We start from the raw sequence: 19,879 nt of genomic DNA, 5'->3' as shown, positions 1-19,879 counted from the left end.
GCGTCGATGTCTAAACCATCAGGTCATCAGGCTCAAAAGCAAGATTATTTCGAGTCCATCCAAAAGCTAATATACAATCATCAGATTGCTGTTTGGGTTGGGCTTTGGGTTGTTATGGTCTTAGCCGGTAGCATAGCAACTATTGGTCTGATTGATCCTGGACCGATTGAAGAAGAAGCCAATAATCCACAACCAGCTCTGGCCCAACTGCGGCCATCAGCGGCTAAAGAGGCTGTGCCTCTGTCTTTGTTTGGTGTTGTTGCTGTAGGCTGCGCCAGTGGTTGCTTATTGCTTACTCAAGCTCTAAAAGTTTCAAGCCGGAAAACCAAACTCAAAAGACCGATAACATCTAGTGTCAGCAGTAGAAGGCGACGCCGTAATTCTAGACGCCGTAAGGCAACTCGCAAACAACAACCAGTAAAATCAGTACCATTATTACCACCATCACAAAACAGCAGCGATGACCAACAGACCGAGGTAACGGTTTTGCCACCGGAGCCTACTGATCAAACCAATGCTAAAGACGAGACTCTTGCCAACATGATGGATATGCGTAAGCGCCGCTCTCTGTCTTCCTTGATGCGGGATCAATAATCACCCTAGGCTAGTGCTGATTTAATGTTGCCTTTGTTTGCCCTTAGTTCACTCTTGACCGTTGACGGTTAACCGTCTGTTCTAGTTTCTAACCTTTAACAGTGATTGCCAATCTTTAATCCCTTGCTGTGACCAAAGCCAGTTCTTGCTCAAGGCATCAGGTTGGAAGTTAATCGGGTCATTGGTGATCACATGTTGCCGTAGCTTCAGGGATTCTTTGGACAAATTCGCCCGCTTAGCTCCGTTTTGTTCTTGAGCCGATTTCCAGAAGCCTAGCGCTAAGCCAGCATAGGTATTCAATTTTTGGGAATTGCTGGATTTTCCAGATCCAACTGTTGTAGATTTCCCTTTGCTACTCCTGTACAATGCATCTAACCAAGCTTGGTTAGCTCGCTCGTATTTGCCTTCAGCGTAATAAGCAAACCCTAGGGCATTACGGTAAGTCCAAGAGTCAGGATCTTGTTTAACTGCTCTTTCCCAATAACGTCTAACATCATCAAGACTGTATTCATCCGAGCCGGTCTGGATCGACTGCCATGCCAGACGCCCTCTTAAGAAACTCACCATTGACTGATTCAATTGTGCTGAGGGAACTTCCTGAAGGGCCGCAGAAGCGTCGGGTAATGCACCCCGGTCTAGCAATGCCCTTACAGCTTCTGTTCCTCGAATAATATTATCGTCACTGAATGCTTGAATTGCGTACGCTGTAACGATGTTGGTATCAAGCTTTGTCAAATCCGAGTAATCAACAGGTTTGGAGGGACCTGGTGGTAATTGTATCCCTCCCCCAGATCCAGGAGGGTTCTGGAAAAACCAAACGCCCAAAAGTACTAAGGCAAGAGTTCCCGTTGCTCCTAGTCCGATCCACAATGGTGAACGTGGTAACCTTGAACCCTTCTGTTTAGGATTAGTGACCTTTTTAGCCTCAAGTCCTGCTGTAGTATCCTCAAGGTTTGGAGCTGATTGGGTTGATCCCTCGCTAGACAAAGCCGCTGAGAGGGTTGCAGCTGTTGCTTTCCTAGGAACAGGTAGTTGACTTGGGGTATGGACTGGTAGGTTCTTCTGAGCAGTTTCTGAGTAAGGGTTTTCCGATAACCCCTCTAAATTCGATGCTACAATGGTTGACTCCCCACCCTGAGCCTCACCCTGAGCCTCTTTATTCAGCTGATCCAACAATCCCTTAATGAAAGCAGCGGGATCGTCTGCTTCTAGTTCATGAGATTCTAAACCCGGTGTTACACCAGTGAGACTTTCATCCTCATACTCAGCTTCTGCCCTAGAGACAAGAGCTGACTCTTCCTCAAATTCTGAGAATGTGGTATTACTTGTATCCGCTGGTGGTGTAAAAAACGCCTCTTCTGGGTCTAACCCTACAGACATTCCAGGAGGATCGGGCAGGCTAAATATTTGAGCTCGGTCATAACTTTGGTCATCATTGGTCAGGAAGCCATCGAATTCCGGATGCAGATAGAGAACAGGTAATGCCCAATAAAGCTGGTTCGAGCCATAAGCAGAAATCAGTCCTTGTCTAGCTCGCGAGAGGCTTAGGTCAATGGGATACCCCTGGTTGATGTTACGGTATAATAGTCTGGTTAGGGTCAGGGCTACCTCATCGGGAATGCGCTCTGCCATCGCTAAAACACCAGGAATACCGCGCTTAACCAGTGCTTGGGCGAGATTTTGATCGTTACCGTTTTCCTGGGTATCTGAAGCAGCTGTATGAGCACCACGACAGGAGTTGAATACAGCCAGCTGGACACCATTATTCACTAACAATCCCGCTAGATCATCACCCCTTAAGGTCTCTGTCAAACCAGTTTTTTTACTAACCAGGTAGACATCACCACCTGATTCCCCTAGGTTAGAGTGACCAGCATAGTGGAAGACTTGGTATTTTCCTTGTTCCAGGGCTTGGGTTAACTGTTCCCGTCCTGGCTGTTCGAGAATTGTCAGATGAATCGCTGGGGGTCCATTGGGTGAACGATGGCGGAGTTCTTCTTTCAGGTGAGATGCTTCTTGTAAGAGTTCTAAACTTTCTTGATCACTTGGACCGGCGATCACCATCAAAATTTTCAGAGGTTGATTCGGTGGGGACAATGGCTTCGGAACTGGTCTAATCAACCCTTTAGTCATCTGGTAGCGGGAGAAAGCCACATCAGTTCCTGTGGCTAGGGGACGATCCCCAGCATGGAGGACTTCCCAAGGTAGGCGGGGTAATTCTGTGCCTTTCAATCCCAGACGTAGGCGCAAAACCGACCGTTGATTTTGAGCGATCGCTTGCGCCATCATCCAGCTATCGCGCAAGCTTCCTTTAAATAGGGCATTGTATAGCTCCTGACCCAAGGCAACTAAGTTTAAAGAGGATTGAGAGTAGGGTTCTCCCCAAGATGGCATGGCAAAACTGCCATCCACCGCAGCTGCTCTACCCTGCAGGACACTAAATAGGGGGTCATTCATCAGTTGCTTTGCCTGGGTTAACCATTGTTCTACCGGCCAACTGACTTGTTCTTCTGCCAATGAGACTCCCGGTGCCACTCGTTCGATGCGCACCAGATAATCATCATGTTTTCCTAAGGGGGTTACGGAGATATGGAATTCCTGTGCCACTGTTGCCCACTTTTGCTCAATTTCAAGGGATCAATTTTGCTCATAGTTACGAGCTTTGGCTGAAGGTTTAAAAATTCTTGAATATTGAATATTTGTTTACTATTTGCTTATTGAGGAGTATTCCTTTAGGGGAAAATTCTTGTTGGCTCATGGTATTGATGCCGTTTTTTATTTAAGGTTTCCAAGGCATACTCTGTTAATTGTTTTGAATCACAAAATTTCCTAATTCAAGCATTTGGGTGCCACTTTACCCAGATTTTTCCGGATTGCTATCACCAATTTCAGAAAAGTGAAATGGTAGATGCACCCTGATTGACACCCCCGGTTCACTTTGGTGAGCTGGGGATTTTTTTTCACTGGGTGGTAAGGTATTACCCACTCTATCTAGCCATCTCTATAGATTAGTTTGCTTGCTCCTTTCCCTCTAAACACCAACTGATGAACGGTCTTAAGCACTTAAAACAGGTGAAATTGCGTTAGGAACCAGCTATTTTACCCTTTGGGAATCGGTACTCATACCCAGAATTGGATTTACTGAATCAGTAAGGTTTCCAGGAGAAAGGATTAGGGTGTAGATTTATCCATAGTATGATAAGCGTGTTACCAACTAGCTTAACATCTGAAATTTTCCCCAAGATACTCCTTTGGGGTGTCATCACTGTCCCCAGAGCATTTTAGTAAGCCTGACCCTCGACTTTGCTAATTCAGGTCAATACTGCCTAATCCTTGGTATTAAGCAGTTTGTCAGTCTTAGGGAGAAGCTCTAGGTGTATTATTTTAGCTTTATTATGGTTTTTGTAAAGATTTTGACAAGACTCGGTAATTACCGAGTCTTGGGGTTTCACTCCATAGGTAGATGATTTTTGAGCATAGCTTTTAGGGAGCTAGTGAACATCGGGTGATGGGGTGATGGGGAAACAGGGAGATAGGGAGAATCTCAACTGGTTAGGACTGATGCACAAGGCGCGCTTATGGACACTAATGACAACGATTTCAGCCTTTGATTTATAACCAGAAACTGGGTTGTAAGGCTCTTGGTGCGTAAGTCCTGATTGTCTTCCTTAAACAGGCAAGATCCTCAACCGAGTAACTCAAAGGACTTGATCTCCAACACCGGACCAATCATGGCAAAGGTCATCACATCCTCTCGCACTTCTCCTGTAACGGTGACCTTCAGTCCCGATTGCTTTAACTCTGGCGGACTATTTTTGAGTTCGTAGGTTTCCCCTGAATCAGAAACCAGTGCCCAGGCTCCTGAACCCATCTCTTTGCGCTCAATTACGCCTGTGATGCTGATCGTCATGCTGATTGTTTCTCCCCTTGAACGGCTAAATACGCTAGTCCAAAACAGAGCAAGGCATTGCCAATCAGGAACACCCGAGCCAAAACCCCGCCTCCAAGCCAGATTAGCTCAGGTGAAACCACAGCACTCACCGCTAGGCAACTGGCCACACCGAGAGCTGAACCAACTGCTAACCACTTCCATTGGGGATGTCCTAACAGTAGGGCGATTAATATAAATGGAATCACAACACTGGCAAATAGAGGGTTGAGAAAACTGCTGCTGCCAATAGCGCTACCTAATTCTGGAATCGAACTGCCCATGACTCGGAAGGGCCATTGGGGTAAGTCAAATATATACAAACCTTTCAGGAAGAATAATCCTGAACTCCCTGCTACTAAGCCAGTGGCAAGAGACCAACTCCAAGTAAAAGGAAAATAATTGCGCAAGAACCAGGCCAACAGGTAGGAACCTAGTACCATAGCAATCTTTGGCCACAGGGCGATCACACCACCGTCAATCCAAAAGCGAGGATTGAGATAGCCGTTATCCCGTAACCAGCGGAAGAAGTCTTGGAAGGTAATTTGTCCTTTCAGAGCCAGTTTAACGGCAGCACCAGCATCCAATTGTCCAGCACCATAGTGGTTTAGGGGGTCATCTTCTATAGCTCGGGTGGACTGCTTGAGTACATTCAACACATCAGCAGGGTCTTGAATCCCACTAGCTTTGATTAAAGCTGCTACACCAGCAACGTGAGGCGATGCCATACTGGTGCCTTGGAAGCCAGCAAATACAGGGGTGCCTGTCTCTCCATCAATCGTCTCTTGCAAAATCTTACCATTTTCACTACCACCAGGAGCTGAGATATCTACCCCAGCACCAAAGTTAGAGTAGGGAGCTTTCAGACCTGCGGAATCAAGGGCAGAAACACCAATAACATGGGGATAGCGGGCAGGATAAGCGGCAGCATTTTGGTTAGAGTTACCAGCAGCAGCCACTAGGACAACACCTTTGTGATAGGCATAGTCGATTGCCTCTGCCATCAGATTGCTTTCACCAGCCCCCCCTAAACTCATGTTGATCACATCTACCTCATGATCAGCAGCAAAGCGAATCGCTTCCGCAATATCAGCCACTGTACCACCACCACTAGCTGCCAATACCTTCAGGGGCATCAGGGTAGCTTCGTAAGCAACTCCGGCAACACCGTAACCATTGTTGGTAGATTGGGCAATGGTACCGGCTACGTGAGTACCATGACCTTGATCATCCCATGCTTCAATCCGGTCATTGACAAAGTCGTAGCCTTCAACAAATTGAGTATCTTTCAAATCCGGGACTGCGCTGACCCCGGTGTCAATCACTGCTACTGTTACCCCACTCCCCTTGGTGTCATCCCAAGCAGACTCTACATTAATGCTGCGCAGGTTCCACTGCTTGCCATAGTCAGGGTCATTGGGAACCTCGAAGGCACTATAGGTATAGTTCGGTTCAATATATTCTGTTGCTTGGGATAGTCCTGATTGTTTCAGGGTATTCAGCAGTTGTTTATCTCCTTTTAGGATATATATGTGATCCGCTGCTGAAAATTCACTATTGAGTTGGGGATTAACCTCGTATTCTTTTGCGATCGCTTGCAATTGCTCATTAAGTTGAGCAGCTGGGATATCTTCCCGGAAGTCGATCACAATCGACTCAAAATTACCCTGATTTGCCAATCCTTTAAAGTTAAACAGGGCAAAACCCAGCCCTATTACAAACAGACACAGTATCAAAAATTTTCTCATGGCAATCTGTCGCTGGTTTGCGAGTCTTTAATCACCACGATAGCTTATATAGCAAAGGGAGCAGGGAGCAGGGAGTAGGGAGTAGGGAGTAGGGAGTCGGGAGTAGGGAGTAGGGAGTAGGGAGTCGGGATGCAGCACGGCCAAAAGCAGTAAACCAAGGCGCTATGGGGCGACAAGTCAACTATTATCCCCATAACTTATTATCTACAAAATCCTGATTACTTTAATTCTTTAGCTCGACCTGCCCCTGATTTTTCAACCCAAATTGAAGTAAAGTTTTTCAGCATAATGTCAGTAGGATTTATCTTTTTATCGGTTCCGATCGGTTCAAACGTTGCGTTGACATTTGGGTAAACAAAGAAAGGAATCGAAATCCGACTCCTGGAGAGTGTATGAATCACTTCGTGGGGAGTACTCACAAACAAACCATTTGTCCAAAGTTGCAACATATCCCCCAAATTAATCACAAACGCATCTTCTAAACAGACCGCATCAATCCAGGCATTTTTCGTATAAACCCGCAGGGAAGGGGTGGGAAAATATTCTTGGATTAACACAGTAAAAATGCCGTTGTCTGTATGTTTTCCTGCCACACCACTTTCAGAGGGGTAGTAAATAGTTCGATGGATCAGGATTGGATCATCAAAATAAGGGTCAAACCAATCCGGATCAAGGTTCAAAGCAACAGCCAGTGCCCTAAGAAGGTGGGGAACAATTTTAGTCATAATTTCCCCTTGAAGTTGATAGTGGGATGCAGCAAAACCAGGGGCTACAGTATCATCAGGAATCAAGGTAGGACCAGTAAACGGCTTGTCTGAAGGTGGATGTTGAATGCCAAGGTCAAAAAGTTCTTTGGGATCAGGACCAACCTCTTCATGGAGGGTTTCGCCATAAAGGGGAACGTAGCCCCTAGACGTGTTGGGATAAACAGTTTGTTTGTCTTGGCCGTAGGCTTTTTTAATGTCCTTTGGCAACTGGAAAAAGTTACGAGAGCTCTCGATGGTTTGTTGAACTAAATCGGCAGAAATGCCATGATCTTTCAAATAAAAAAAACCATGCTCTAAGCAGATATTGTAGAGGCGTTTGTGTTCTTCGTTGCCTGATTGGGAACCATTGAGGTCTTTTAATTTTGTTAACGATATTACAGGTAAGGTATTCATTGATAATTCTCCTGATTCATGTAGCAATTAGCGCGATGGGCGTTCGCGCAGCGTGGCCTACCGCCACAGCCCCGCTTTCAGCGATCGCAACTAGGGCAAAACCAATACCAATCATTTGTTTTAGGGTCAATGTTTCTTGCAAAACAACCAACCCCAGGACAATGACCACTAAGGGATAAAGGGCAGATAGGGTAGAAACGATCGCTACTGAGCCCTTAGAAACTGCCTTGATATAAAATAGGACCCCCAAAAAATTGAGCATTCCTGCAATTACAGCTATAATCCCGCCTGGATGGGTTTCCAGGCCATCCCTCAGATGCAGAAAGATCAGCGAGGCAACAATTGCTCCTCCTAATCCCTGATAGACAATTGCACTTCCATCGCTAATATACTGAGCCGAAAGTTTAGGCAAAAATGCCCAAGCTCCCCAACACAAAATTGCGCCTAATGTAGGTATAAACCATGGTTTCATCTATTTATACACCGCGATCGCCTCACCCAACATATCAGGTTTTGGCTCTACACCAAGCCCTGGAGCTTCTGGCGCAAAAGTCTTACCCCCTTGATTCCGCGCACCACCTGTAGCTGTTTCAACGGTGAGCATGTCGTGGCATAACCAAGTTGCCCGCAAGTGAGTTTCTGGGGTACTCTGAGCCAGATGCACAGCTCCCGTATCTGCAATTACACTACCAGCAGTTTCTTCAATGTTCATCCGAATCCCCGTTTCCACACAAAAATCTCGGATGCGCTTGGCTTTAGTTAAACCACCAACCCGATTAATCTTCAGGCCAATAGCCTCACAAGCACGGTCACCTTGAGCGCGGACAATATCACCATACCGCTGAATACATTCATCAAGGATAATGGGATGAGAAGTTACTTGACGCAGTTGCAGACATTCTTCATAGGTTTCACAGGGCTGTTCAAAATACAGAATTGGCTCGGTTACTGAGTTCATCACCCGCATCCCTTCATCTACTAACCAAGCTCGATTCACATCAAAGGTTGCACTTTCATTGGCAGGTAAATAAGCACCAATCGCTTTAATTCTCTCAATGTCTAGAGCCACATCAGCTCCAATCTTACAAGTATGGACGATGTAGCCTTTTTCTTGACCCCTTTTAATGGATTCAATCATTTCCTCTGGGGTACCCGTGGGAACAGAATTTTGGATGGTTATGGGTTGGTCGATACGACCACCAAATAGTTCACACAGAGGCAATCCCGTTGCTTTACCCAAGATATCCCAACAAGCCATATCTAGAGCAGATTTAATATAGGGATGACCTGGTAGAGCAATATCCATCGTCCGATAGATTAAATCAGTGCGTCTGGGATCTAATCCCAGGAGTTGGGGGGCTAACTCTTCAATTCCAGCTCTGATACCCCGCCCAAAAGCCGGTAAATAAGTGGAACCCCAAGGGCATCCTTCTCCCCAACCTCGGATTCCTTCATCTGTATCAATAGCAACTATGGTGGAATCAAGTTTATCAAAGTACAACCTACCTCCTGATAGTCGGTAAGGATGCTCTAGGGGTAAGGTGACTTGATAGACAGAAATTCGTGATATTTTCATACTGTTTTTAACTTCTTTTTAAACTAACGAAGTTATGGGGAATAATCTCACCATCTTTAAGAACGTTAGCCATTTTATAGCCCAGGTCACTTTGAACATCATTACTAGTAGCTTCTATGAGGGAGTATGTCCCCTCAAGGAAAACTTTTGAGTGGCGGGATTGAGAATCGACGAAACGCATCACGTATGCCATTCTCGATGGCAATGGTCCCGCTTTTAAGGGCAGGGTAATCGCATCTTAGTAGAGTTATAACAATACAGTAACCTGAGCTAAAATTTGACTGTAGAATTGCTGATTATACCCTCAGAAAAGTTAATGGTACTCGTTTGTGTGTACCAGTCCTGTTAGTCAACACTCCTGGAGCCTAACCGACTTCAGTTAAGAGATTCAGCCCATCACCTCCTTTGTTGACTCCTCAACAATCTTGCATCACCCTCAAAAAATGCTTCACTTCGCCGCACTGGCGGCCAGGATTTTGATTAGGAAATCATTATCCATCCCCGCCCTATAACGCTTCATCTTCAGACAAGGCGCGGGAGGGTTCGCGATCCACGCAGGTTAACACTCATGCGGCGCAGCAGCCCCAGATTCTCGGCAGCATACCCTTGGCGAACCCGGCTAGCATCTTCATTGAAGGTGACATCAAGCACCCAATGTAGACTGTTTTCAACACCCCAATGGCACCGAATTACCTGGTTATGGCGCGAGCCATCAGCCTCCAGGGAACTGAGGTAAAACTGAGTCTGGGTGGTGGTTTTGTTCCATAACTGCCGCGTCCGCTTCACCATCACCACACTGGTTAAGCCTTCCCATTCTGCTTGGCGATGCAACGGGGGGAGTTGACTCACAGGTACCGCCCACACCTGACGGGTTTCTATGCGATGATGTCCAGCTTCGACGGTTTGGTGGTCACTCAATTCAATCCCCTGCCCGTTCGGGTCAAGAGCCATAGCAAACCAAGCTTCCACCTGCTGGCTCAGCTTGCCCTGGTTGCCCTTGAGCGCCAGGACATAGTCCCCACCGGCTTGCTTAATTTCTCGGGCAATGTCAATTTGGGTGCCCATGGCATCGAGAGTCACCACCGCTCCAAAGAGGTTCAGCAACTTGAGCAGCAGTGGCACCGCAGTAATTTCATTCGATTTGCTCTCCACTTTTTGTTGAGCCAACACCAGCCCATGTTCGCTGCTCCAGGCGCTCACGCTATGCAGTGCTTTGAGGCGGTTCTCCCGGTCATAGGAGCCTTTGGCCGTCTTGCCATCAATATGAATCATTTCAATATCTAAGCTCTCGGTGATGCTGCCCACCCAACTCAGGAAGCCCGTTTCTAGTTGCTGGGGATCTAGAAGCCCAAACACTCGACCAAATGTATCGTGAGATGGTATCCCGTGAGGTAAGTCTAAAAATGTTTCCAGCCACTGTTGCTTGGCTTTACCGTAGGTTTCGATGGCCACAAACCCATCAGCGCCAGCAATCACAGCGAAAATGGCTATAGTAACCATCGCTACAAGATTATGGTCTGTTCTGCTACCCACACGGGGATCCTCCAGATGCTGAAAATGATTGAGTACACTCTTTTTCAGCATCTGAGCCTCACGCTGATGATGATTGTTAAGAACGGGTCTGCCAAAACCTTTTGCCATGATCCGTGACTAGAAAATACAACTCTTTACACATCCTAGATTACCCTTGATGAGAGATGAAGGACTAGCCCATCCAACCGGTTTTTTGTCAAGTACAATTTTTCCCAAATTAGATGCGATTACCCTGCTTTTAAGGGATAGCTTTTGTGCCAAATACATTTGTCTAGCAAAAGGGCATCACCGACTTCAAAGTCCTCTTCTAATTTATTATTTTCCAAAAGAAAAGTTTCCATCTGATCAGCCAACTGGAAATCATAATTATTCAAGTATTCAGTTTTCAATAATTCCTTAAATTTATCCTGTTGTACTAATTTGTAAATAAAATTAAAATACTCACGGGCAGAATAAACTTGGCAAGACACATAGGCCAAGCCTCCGTGTTGCTCTTTTGTATTAATCGGATCGAGGGGAATCCAGAGAGTATATCCTAAATCCTCTGGCCTAATGTAACAAAAGGAGTAAATGTCATGATGCCAAGGGAATCCTTTCTGATTTGCTTTTATCTCAAATGCAATTCCTTGCATGAAAGTTAGTTCATTATGGGCTAATTGTCTCATAACATATTGAAAATTCGTTGAATAATAGATATCGTGTGTTACCGTTTCTTCAACGTCATAACCGATTTTTGAAAATTCTCCAGAGTAAACCCTAGGAGGATTTTTCATTTGATTGGAGTTAGATGTTAGCTTCCGTAATTGAGCGGTAGCTTCACTTGTAAACAGTTTTTTGAGTTTGATAAATCCATTCTCTGAAAAAGACTGTTTATCGTCTTGGGATAGAGTAATTTTATTGACTAATAAACCCATGTAATTTAATTCTATTTATGTTATGGTTTTCAGCTCACCTTAAACTAATCATTGCTACCTTTACTAATTACACAGATAATCAGCCTATTCAAATCAACTTTAAATTATTGATTTTAAGCACTAAGATGTGCCAGAAATTTGGTTATGACTGGAAGCTTGGCTTGGCTGCCAAAATTAAAGGATTTTATCTTCTCAACAATTTCTGGATTAGGTTGATAAGTATCAATATTATCAGATACCCAACAGGTTCCAACACTCCAACGAATCACATCCACTAATAATTGATCGGTCAGTCCCATATTTTTTCCTAACTGATTAGCTTCCCCTAAGACTAAGTAATTAATATAAGCCATAAAATCCGTGAGAGATTGAGCAATATCCATCAATTTTTCGTCTTTCAAAGGTTCTGGGGCAGTATATTCCAGTTGATAGGGGAGAGGTTTAATTCGACCAAAACTATCTGTTACTCGTTCCTCAGAATGAATATAACTGCGATCTAAACCATAGGGAGAGGGAGCAGTAAAATCAGGAACTCTCAAATCTAAATTATTGTCTTCTTCGATTAATTTAGTCACCTTGACATGGTTATCATGGGCGTCATATTTTTGCCCCGCTTCCCGATATCGCTCTTCAACAATACGCCCTAGAGGTAAAGGAACATTCAGTTCATCAGCTAATTTTACCGTTAAATCCGTATCTTTTACCGTAATTTCTAAGGAACAGGAATAATCATAACTGCCATCAAAAATAAAGGGGGTTACTTGCTCTGTCACCACACTATTACCTTTGGACGATCGGATATAATCCCACATCCATAGCATATTTATATTATTGATTTTACATATCATCAGAGCTTCCCCTAATGTCAACATTTGCGCATAAAATAACAAGTTAGTTAACAGTTTTACAGTTTGAGCTTCACCAATGGTGTTACTAACAAAGAAAGAAATTTTTCCAATCGCATCAAGGGTTTCTTTACTCAGATCGTAACCTTCCCGATCTCCACTAACATAGAAACTGGCATTACAGAAATCTACACCCATGTGGGAAAGATTGCTCACCGGAGATTCTAAACTCAATAGTCCTTTTTTAGCTGCTTCTTGTGCTATATGTTGAGTGTTATGGTAGTCAGTTGTGGAGAAATCCATCCAAGTTGCACCAGGTCTCATGCCTTCTACTGCCCCAGTTTCTCCTAACATATTTTCTAATACATGATGGGGTAAGGGTAAATTGGTAATCACCAGATCGGCACCTTGGGCAGCTTCCTTGGGACTGTCTTTCCAAACTGCCCCCTTTTCGATTACCGTTGTTGCTGCTTCTGGATATTTATCATAAACTTGGACTTCATACCCATCCTTAAGCAGTTTGTAGATGTGCTGTTTGCCCATAGCACCCGTACCGATATAGGCAATTTTTTGTTTGCTCATAATTTGTTGTGATAATTTCAATTGTGCCGAATAGACTGCTTTATGGATTACGCCTTTTTTTCAGGGGTAATTACAACTTTACCAAAAAAGCTTTTGCTTTGAAAAAATTTCTGAGCCTCTTGCATTTGACTCAGGGGGAAAACTTTAGCGACTGGAGGATTCAACAAACCTCGTTCGATATATCCGAGCAAGTTCTGAAACACTGCTGGTTCATAACGGTTTGCTCCTTTCATCTCCACATCCTTGTAAATCAGATCTCGCATATCTAGCTCAACCAGTGGACCGGCGATCGCTCCAGAAGTCACATACCTTCCTCCGACAACCAGGCTTTTGAAGACCAGACTAAAATATTCTCCTGCCACCAGATCCACGCTCACTGTAACTTGATGGTTCGCCAAATTATCGGCAAGTCTTTCGTCACGGGCATAAGCGTAATCAGCACCCAACTCCTTAGCTAAATGCTCTTTGTTCGCTCCCACAATAGCAATAACTACTGCTCCTCGAATTTTCGCTAACTGAATTGCTGCACTGCCCACACCACCAGACGCTCCCGTGATGACGACTGTATCTCTCGCTGAGACTCTCCCGTTGGTTAACAAATTTTCCGCTGTGGAATAAGCGCAGGGCAGGGTTGCTAACTGAGTATCGGGTAGATCGGAATTAATGGGGTAAGCATTGGTTGCCGGAACGACCGCATACTCAGCAAAGCCACCATCAATTTCGCTGCCTACATACTGGTATTCTGCGAAAATAGCTGTACGAATCCAAGGATATACAATCACCCGTTGATTCAGTATTTCTGGCGTGACACCCTCACCAATTTCGACTGCTTTTCCTACGATATCTGCTCCCTGAATGCGAGGGAATTTAACACCCATCCGATTCCAGGTTGATTTTCCTTCCTCATAGCTCTTTGTGTCTTGCAGCAATTCTTGAAATCCTTCATCTGCTGCATACCAACCAGTGCGGGTACTTATGTCCGTATTGTTGATAGAACAAGCTCCCACTTTGATTAATATTTCTCCTTTCTGGGGAGTTGGTTTAGGAACTTGAGTGTAAACTAATTTTTCTGGACCGCCATATCCCTTAAGAACAAAGGCATTCATTAATTCTGTCATAGTTTTTAATTTCCTCGATCTTTCCTTGTTTCCCAACGTATTCATAAGTTGGGTCATGGGTATTGTGCAATTTTTGCAATAATTCGCCGCACCCTAATATAGATTGGGTTGAAATAACTTGAAACCGACGCACACGCACAGGCGATCGCTGCCCGGTTTTGTCCTTCAACCCAACCTACGCAAAGGCAAATGCCTTCACCAACGTTATGGCTTTTTTAGCAAACTTTAAAAGCCCAGTAGTGAGCCCCTTCTTCGGCAATGTAGGGACCATCCATAATGGAGCTAACTAGCTTGGCCTTGTTTTCAGCTTGGAGTTGATCGCAAACCCCTTGAAAATCTGTGCTGTCGTAATAACTTTTACGAGTACTCACTACAACTAATCCCCCCGGCTTAGTAAAGCGAATCATTTCTTCGAGGGCTGTGGGAGGCACATGACCGAGGGTGAAAACGCCGCAACTAATTGCAGCATCATAGCGATTATCCGGGTAGGCAACGATTGGTTTAGTCATATCGCATCCTCCGGTTAAATTGCGATAAGCTTCGGTTTTTTCAGCTTCTTCAACCATGCCATGGGACAAATCAAACCCATCGACATTTTGATAGCCTTTGCGACGTAATGCAATGCCGACAAGGCCTGTACCACAGCCTGCATCTAAAATTTCGATTTCCGGATTGCGTAAATTCAAAAACTTGCCATCCTGCTTGGGTAACAAATCCAAATAGGTAGCAATGTAATCCGGGCCACAATAGTCTTCATTCTCAACATCTTGGTCATAACCCATTGACCATTGATCGTAGTATTCCTTCAGCTCTTCAGCCTTTCCAGAAAGCTTGTGGGCTTCCTTAATCGCATCAAAACTATTAACTGTCTTGGCACTGTTGGGTTCAGCAATGGTTGTCTTCAAAATAAATACCTCTTGTTGTTGACAACTGTTTAAATCTTTGTGATGGAGAGGGCGACAAGGGAAATATCAGCCCAATTCCTATCAAGAGAAACCTCTAGTGCGGAAAAGTTGCAAAATTTTAGTCATCATCGGGTGGTAAACCAGGTGATGACATTGTTTTCCAAAGTCGAACTGCTTTATTTTGGCTAGGGATGGTTGGTCAGGATAATCAGAATCCTCGTGATCAGAGACCGGACTGGGAGCCAAGCTCCACCAGACAACTTCCTTTAAGAGGTCTCTCGTTAAGCCCATATTTATCCCTAGCACTTATGCCTCTTGTAGTATAACATACTTTGGAAAAGTGACAAATTTTTTTAGTGCTTTTGCGATTTCGTTCGTGCTGTAATCTAGCTATCACAAGGGATAGTTGTAGTTTTAGAAAATTTTACGTTGGCCTCGGCGATAGTTGCTCTTCACTATCAACTGGGGGGCAATACCTATAGTATGTATCAATCCCATGAGGTACTTAAGCCGGTGGGTTTTAGAGAGTAGGGAATAGTGGCGGGTGCGCGGACATGAGAGGGTTTACCCATAGTGCGACTGCATCAAGACAGGAATAATAAACTTGAATGCACTTGATAAGTAAAATTAACGCTATAGTATTGATTGACATGATATTTTATAGGGGTTTGCGATTTCCTGAAGTACATAGTTGTCAGTTTTCACGGAGTAGGAATTACCTCTAACTCCCCTTAGGTGTTAGGCTGTGAGTCAAATATAAAAATAATCAAAAATAGTTCGAGACAGTTGGTAACGATCGCTTTGATGGTCTATTTTCTTAGTCTGATTGGCAATCACTGCGCCTAGTAAAGCTCTACAATCGAACCGTAGCCTCTAACTCGTGGCCTTAGCTCACACACGCTATGCCCGCCTATCTGTCATGCTTGATACAAATTCAGTTTTAGACGTATTACGACCGGTACAAGACCCCGAACTCCAGAAGAGTTTAGTGGAATTAAATATGATCCGCAATGTCAAGGTTGACAACGGTACAGTCAGTTTTACCTTAGTGTTGACCACCCCAGCCTGTCCCTTGCGGGAATTTATTGTAGAGGATTGCCAGAAGGCAGTAAAACAGCTATCGGGAGTAGAAGAGGTAGTAGTCAATGTTACCGCTGAAACACCTCAGCAAAAATCCCTGCCTGACCGCACTGGTATTGAGGGCGTAAAAAATATTTTAGCCATTTCCAGTGGTAAGGGGGGCGTCGGTAAGAGTACTGTTGCGGTAAATGTGGCAGTTGCTTTGGCTCAGTTGGGGGCTAAAGTCGGTCTCCTAGACGCTGATATCTATGGTCCCAATGCTCCAGCTATGCTGGGATTAGCTGATGCCAAAGTGATGGTTCAGAAAGGAAAACAGGGGGATGTGATCGAGCCAGCCTTCAACCACGGTGTCAAGCTAGTGTCCATGGGATTTCTAATTGATCCAGACCAGCCAGTTATTTGGCGCGGACCAATGTTAAATGGGATTATTCGCCAGTTCCTCTATCAGGTAGAGTGGGGTGAATTGGACTATCTGATTGTGGATATGCCACCAGGAACTGGGGATGCTCAGCTAACCTTAGCCCAAGCAGTACCGATGGCAGGAGCCGTAATTGTGACAACACCCCAAAATGTCGCTCTGCTAGACTCCCGCCGAGGCTTGAAAATGTTCGAGCAAATGGGAGTCCCGGTGTTGGGAATCATAGAAAATATGAGTTACTTTATCCCACCAGACTTGCCCGACCGTCAGTATGACCTGTTTGGCTCTGGAGGAGGTGAAAAAACATCAAAAGAACTAGGTATTCCCTTGCTCGGTTGTATTCCCCTAGAAATTTCCCTACGGCAGGGAGGGGATCAAGGATTGCCCATCGCGGTTGGCAATCCAGAGTCAGCCTCCGCTAAAGCACTGGTAGCGATCGCATCTCAGATTGCTGCCAAAGTTTCCATTGCTGCCCTGTCTAATTAACAAAGGCTTGCCACTCAAAAATAGAAAATGGAAAATCACCATTAACAATTTTATCAGGGTTAATACCTAATAGCTCATAGCTAATATAGGGACCCTAAATAAATTGCGAGAATTTTTCTTCCCTGCTCGCTGCTCCCTACTCCCTGCTCCCTATTCCCTATTCCCTATTCCCTGTTCCCTTTGCTATAGCTCATACCTCATAACTGATGGTACAAATTAATAAATTTAAATTTAGAAATAGTATTCGTTGGCGGCTGTTTTGGGCCCCCTGGCAGGAATTAGACTGGCAACTGTTATTCCTGACTGTGGGGCTAACCATCTTTGGGGCAGTGATGATTCGCTCTGCAGCCATCGACAATGGTGAAGACTATTGGCTCTCCCACTTGCTCATTGGTAGTATTGGATTGTTCATCGCTCTATTCATTTCGCGATCACGCTATCAATCCCTGATCCAATGGCATTGGTTAATTTACGGGATCACCAATCTGTCCTTAATTGCTGTAATGATTATCGGTGCTAGTGCTAAAGGTGCTCAGCGTTGGGTTACCATTGGAGGGTTTAATGTTCAACCCTCAGAATTTGCCAAGATCGGGTTGATTATTACTCTAGCTGCCATCTTGCACAAACGACCAGCTACTAGCATTCCAGCAGTAATAGCAGCTTTAGCAGTAACTATATTACCTTGGGCATTAGTGTTTGGGCAGCCTGATCTGGGAACATCCTTGGTGTTTGGGGCAATTACCTTGAGTATGCTTTACTGGGCAAATGCCAATCCCGCCTGGTTGGTCGTGTTGATTTCCCCTCTGGTTTCAGCCATTGTCTTCAGTATATCTTTACCTGCATGGTATACCTGGGCTGCAGTAATCACACTGATTGCCTTCCTGAGTCTCCCTTGGCGCTGGTTGGGAGCCTTGGGTACCCTGGTGGTTAACCTAGTTGTCGGACCGTTAGGAAAAGTCTTCTGGAATCTGTTGAAGGACTATCAAAAAGACCGATTAACGCTCTTTTTGAACCCCGATCTAGACCCCCTCGGCGGAGGATATCACCTAATTCAGTCTCGGATTGGGATCGGTGCTGGTCAACTTTGGGGAAGGGGACTGAACCAGGGAACTCAAACTCAACTCCACTTTATCCCGGAACAGCATACTGACTTCATTTTCTCAGCCATTGGTGAAGAACTAGGCTTTGTAGGTTGCTTGTGTATTTTATTAGCCTTGTGGTGGTTGTGCCTACGCTTGGTGCTGATTGCTCAGAATGCTAAAGACAACTTTGGCTCTCTGGTAACAATTGGCGTTCTCTCAATGATTGTGTTTCAAACCGTGATCAACATTGGGATGACTATTGGCTTAGCTCCCATCACAGGAATTCCTCTACCTTTACTCAGTTACGGTCGTTCAGCCCTGCTAAGCAACTTTCTTGGCCTAGGGTTGGCCCAAGCAGTGGCCAATTATCGACAGCGATTGAAGTTTCAATGAGTTATAGCGTAAGTATTCAGCTATCAGCTATCAGCTATCAGCTTATGAGCACGCTTGGCCAAAGGCCAATAGCTAATGGCTGACCCCTAAATGCTTAGATGGGCAAATCCGGAGACTTTCAATTCTGTAAAATCTCGAACTATTAAATTCTCCCGTTTGCGCAGGCTACGCCAACGATCTTTATTTTAAGCATGATAGCTGACAGCTGACGGCTGACAGCTGACGTTATGGGTGCTCCTATACCCCACAATAAGTCCATTAGCTCCTATCCTAGTAAAGGAAATCTAAGTTTTGAGGCATTCATGATTTTTCCAGGTTCTATAGTTCGCGTAATTAATGTTGACGATACCTATTATCGCTTTGAGGGGCTAGTACAGCGCGTTAGTGATGGTAAAGCAGCTGTGCTGTTTGAAGGAGGTAACTGGGATAAATTAGTAACGTTTCAGCTGTCGGAAATCGAAGAGGTGAAACCAAAAATTGGTAAAAAGGGTTAGTTTACAGGCATAGATTAAATCAATAGCTAATGACTAATGACTAATCATGACTAATCACTAAACCATGCGCCTTCCCTTACCCCAGTTTACCCCCAGCAATCGCTCAGAACATCACCTTGCTGAGGTGATTGAAACAGCAACTACAGAATTTCTCGCTCAATGTTTAGAGCCAGAAGATCTAAGCTTTCCGGTCATGCCTCCCTTTGGCAGCTGGGTAAAATCTGTAGATGATGAGTCAGGTAATCAAATTTTTGCTGTAGTTTATTATGCTACGACTAGCCCGATTGATTCGGTTCATCGAGCAACAGCTTTAGGATTATCACTGGCAGAATTACGTGAGCAGCAGCCTCAGATTTTCGCCATGCTCAAAACTGAGTTCCGTGCTGCCATCGTTGGATTTATGTCTGCCGAAGAGGGTGTGAATGGTTTTAGCAACCATCACGGTCGAGTCTATCAGTATCTTCCACCCCGTCCACCGCAAATTCATCAACCTGTCTACCAGTGTGAACCATCAGAGGTTATTCACTTTAGTGAACAGTTGGATTTTTTGCGAACACTTTTGGAAGTCAATGGTGCCCCAGTAGACCCCCTGACCGCAGCTGTGATTAGAGAAGTTTATCGTCTTCGTCAGACCGACCGTGACTGGTTAGTCAAAGCTGGACGAACCTTGAGTGTCTTACTTAAGGATGATTATGACCGCTTGCGGTATATTTTGAGTCAGATTCATTGGTAGTATCCTCCTCCCTCGTTATCCCTTACGGGGATAACGGGTTATCCTACGCATTACTTTACCGAAAATTTTGGGTAATCGCGCCCCGTCCTTCGTTGGCCTTTGGCCACGCTACGCGAACGACGGCTTTCAATGAAAGTTTGTAATAGATGTGGTATAATTAAAGTATAAACAATAGACTTTAAAAGTAGAGAGATACTATCTAATCATAAGTAGGCAACGTAAAAAATATGTAGAGCGTACATATTGCGTAATTGGGTCTAACGACTTGAACGTCTATGAAAAAATTAGAT

The 19,879-nt window shown here is 44.7% G+C and carries 17 protein-coding genes and 1 pseudogene; 5 read left to right on the top strand and 13 right to left on the bottom strand.

The features are described 5' to 3' along the window. The first annotated feature begins 6 nt into the window (after nt 1–6). The gene (locus BJP37_RS01605; RefSeq protein WP_075895949.1) at nt 7–594 is read left to right on the top strand and encodes a hypothetical protein; all 588 of its coding nucleotides are present in this window, start codon (nt 7–9) and stop codon (nt 592–594) included. Nucleotides 595–675: 81 nt separating this feature from the next. Here BJP37_RS01605 and BJP37_RS01600 read toward each other — a convergent pair whose 3' ends face one another. From BJP37_RS01600 to BJP37_RS01550, 13 genes and pseudogenes are all read right to left on the bottom strand, one after another. Next, nucleotides 676–3,201: a CHAT domain-containing protein gene (locus tag BJP37_RS01600; protein ID WP_075895947.1), complete on the bottom strand. Its 2,526-nt coding sequence runs from the start codon at nt 3,199–3,201 to the stop codon at nt 676–678. 1,078 nt (nt 3,202–4,279) lie between these two features. After that, nucleotides 4,280–4,504, bottom strand: coding sequence for a hypothetical protein (locus BJP37_RS01595; RefSeq protein ID WP_075895945.1), 225 nt, complete (start codon nt 4,502–4,504; stop codon nt 4,280–4,282). Next, nucleotides 4,501–6,270, bottom strand: coding sequence for a S8 family peptidase (locus BJP37_RS01590; protein WP_075895943.1), 1,770 nt, complete (start codon nt 6,268–6,270; stop codon nt 4,501–4,503). The genes BJP37_RS01595 and BJP37_RS01590 overlap by 4 nt, the downstream gene beginning before the upstream one ends. A gap of 44 nt (nt 6,271–6,314) precedes the next feature. Continuing rightward, entirely contained in the window at nt 6,315–6,464 is a 150-nt protein-coding gene (locus BJP37_RS38175; RefSeq protein WP_158069348.1) for a hypothetical protein, read from the bottom strand. 24 nt (nt 6,465–6,488) lie between these two features. Beyond that, entirely contained in the window at nt 6,489–7,430 is a 942-nt protein-coding gene (locus tag BJP37_RS42095) for an isopenicillin N synthase family dioxygenase (protein ID WP_075895941.1), read from the bottom strand. Nucleotides 7,431–7,446: 16 nt separating this feature from the next. Further along, nucleotides 7,447–7,902: an EamA family transporter gene (locus BJP37_RS01580; RefSeq protein ID WP_075895939.1), complete on the bottom strand. Its 456-nt coding sequence runs from the start codon at nt 7,900–7,902 to the stop codon at nt 7,447–7,449. Next, nucleotides 7,903–9,006, bottom strand: a complete 1,104-nt coding sequence (locus BJP37_RS01575) for a mandelate racemase/muconate lactonizing enzyme family protein (RefSeq protein WP_075895937.1) — start codon at nt 9,004–9,006, stop codon at nt 7,903–7,905. It abuts the gene before it with no gap. Between the two features lie 7 nt (nt 9,007–9,013). Further along, the gene (locus BJP37_RS35345) at nt 9,014–9,199 is read right to left on the bottom strand and encodes a hypothetical protein (RefSeq protein ID WP_143727418.1); all 186 of its coding nucleotides are present in this window, start codon (nt 9,197–9,199) and stop codon (nt 9,014–9,016) included. A gap of 255 nt (nt 9,200–9,454) precedes the next feature. Continuing rightward, nucleotides 9,455–10,647 (bottom strand): annotated as a pseudogene (locus BJP37_RS01570) (ISAs1 family transposase). A 119-nt stretch (nt 10,648–10,766) separates the two neighbouring features. Next, a complete protein-coding gene (locus BJP37_RS01565) occupies nt 10,767–11,453 on the bottom strand; it encodes a phytanoyl-CoA dioxygenase family protein (protein WP_075895935.1) in 687 nt (228 codons plus the stop codon). A gap of 113 nt (nt 11,454–11,566) precedes the next feature. Continuing rightward, nucleotides 11,567–12,901 (bottom strand): NAD(P)-dependent oxidoreductase, encoded by a 1,335-nt coding sequence (locus BJP37_RS01560; RefSeq protein WP_075895933.1) that lies wholly within the window; start codon nt 12,899–12,901, stop codon nt 11,567–11,569. A gap of 26 nt (nt 12,902–12,927) precedes the next feature. Then, entirely contained in the window at nt 12,928–13,998 is a 1,071-nt protein-coding gene (locus tag BJP37_RS01555; RefSeq protein WP_075895931.1) for an alcohol dehydrogenase family protein, read from the bottom strand. A 215-nt stretch (nt 13,999–14,213) separates the two neighbouring features. Continuing rightward, on the bottom strand, nt 14,214–14,903 hold the full coding sequence (locus BJP37_RS01550; protein WP_075895929.1) for a class I SAM-dependent DNA methyltransferase: 690 nt from the start codon (nt 14,901–14,903) through the stop codon (nt 14,214–14,216). Between the two features lie 919 nt (nt 14,904–15,822). On the opposite strand from BJP37_RS01550, the gene BJP37_RS01540 reads away from it, so the two are divergent. From BJP37_RS01540 to BJP37_RS01525, 4 genes are all read left to right on the top strand, one after another. After that, nucleotides 15,823–16,887: an Mrp/NBP35 family ATP-binding protein gene (locus BJP37_RS01540; RefSeq protein ID WP_075905658.1), complete on the top strand. Its 1,065-nt coding sequence runs from the start codon at nt 15,823–15,825 to the stop codon at nt 16,885–16,887. 206 nt (nt 16,888–17,093) lie between these two features. Continuing rightward, nucleotides 17,094–18,362, top strand: coding sequence for a rod shape-determining protein RodA (gene rodA, locus BJP37_RS01535; protein WP_075895925.1), 1,269 nt, complete (start codon nt 17,094–17,096; stop codon nt 18,360–18,362). 302 nt (nt 18,363–18,664) lie between these two features. Beyond that, nucleotides 18,665–18,856 (top strand): NAD(P)H dehydrogenase subunit NdhS, encoded by a 192-nt coding sequence (locus BJP37_RS01530; protein WP_044493740.1) that lies wholly within the window; start codon nt 18,665–18,667, stop codon nt 18,854–18,856. A 64-nt stretch (nt 18,857–18,920) separates the two neighbouring features. Continuing rightward, nucleotides 18,921–19,589, top strand: coding sequence for an HAS-barrel domain-containing protein (locus BJP37_RS01525; RefSeq protein WP_075895923.1), 669 nt, complete (start codon nt 18,921–18,923; stop codon nt 19,587–19,589). The last annotated feature ends 290 nt before the right edge of the window (nt 19,590–19,879 follow it).

It is taken from the genome of Moorena bouillonii PNG (assembly GCF_001942495.1).
Lineage (GTDB): Bacteria > Cyanobacteriota > Cyanobacteriia > Cyanobacteriales > Coleofasciculaceae > Moorena > Moorena bouillonii.
The sequence above is the reverse complement of the archived record's forward strand: the minus strand, read 5'-3'. Positions and strand labels throughout refer to the sequence as shown.

Bases quoted from the DNA above. Each gene is read 5' to 3' on its own strand.
- BJP37_RS01530 (WP_044493740.1), top strand. From the start codon at position 18,665: ATGATTTTTCCAGGTTCTATAGTTCGCGTAATTAATGTTGACGATACC.
- BJP37_RS01580 (WP_075895939.1), bottom strand. From the start codon at position 7,902: ATGAAACCATGGTTTATACCTACATTAGGCGCAATTTTGTGTTGGGGA.
- BJP37_RS01605 (WP_075895949.1), top strand. From the start codon at position 7: ATGTCTAAACCATCAGGTCATCAGGCTCAAAAGCAAGATTATTTCGAG.
- BJP37_RS01555 (WP_075895931.1), bottom strand. From the start codon at position 13,998: ATGACAGAATTAATGAATGCCTTTGTTCTTAAGGGATATGGCGGTCCA.
- BJP37_RS35345 (WP_143727418.1), bottom strand. From the start codon at position 9,199: ATGGCATACGTGATGCGTTTCGTCGATTCTCAATCCCGCCACTCAAAA.
- BJP37_RS38175 (WP_158069348.1), bottom strand. From the start codon at position 6,464: ATGGGGATAATAGTTGACTTGTCGCCCCATAGCGCCTTGGTTTACTGC.
- rodA (WP_075895925.1), top strand. From the start codon at position 17,094: ATGGTACAAATTAATAAATTTAAATTTAGAAATAGTATTCGTTGGCGG.
- BJP37_RS42095 (WP_075895941.1), bottom strand. From the start codon at position 7,430: ATGAATACCTTACCTGTAATATCGTTAACAAAATTAAAAGACCTCAAT.
- BJP37_RS01565 (WP_075895935.1), bottom strand. From the start codon at position 11,453: ATGGGTTTATTAGTCAATAAAATTACTCTATCCCAAGACGATAAACAG.
- BJP37_RS01595 (WP_075895945.1), bottom strand. From the start codon at position 4,504: ATGACGATCAGCATCACAGGCGTAATTGAGCGCAAAGAGATGGGTTCA.
- BJP37_RS01575 (WP_075895937.1), bottom strand. From the start codon at position 9,006: ATGAAAATATCACGAATTTCTGTCTATCAAGTCACCTTACCCCTAGAG.
- BJP37_RS01525 (WP_075895923.1), top strand. From the start codon at position 18,921: ATGCGCCTTCCCTTACCCCAGTTTACCCCCAGCAATCGCTCAGAACAT.
- BJP37_RS01540 (WP_075905658.1), top strand. From the start codon at position 15,823: ATGCTTGATACAAATTCAGTTTTAGACGTATTACGACCGGTACAAGAC.
- BJP37_RS01590 (WP_075895943.1), bottom strand. From the start codon at position 6,270: ATGAGAAAATTTTTGATACTGTGTCTGTTTGTAATAGGGCTGGGTTTT.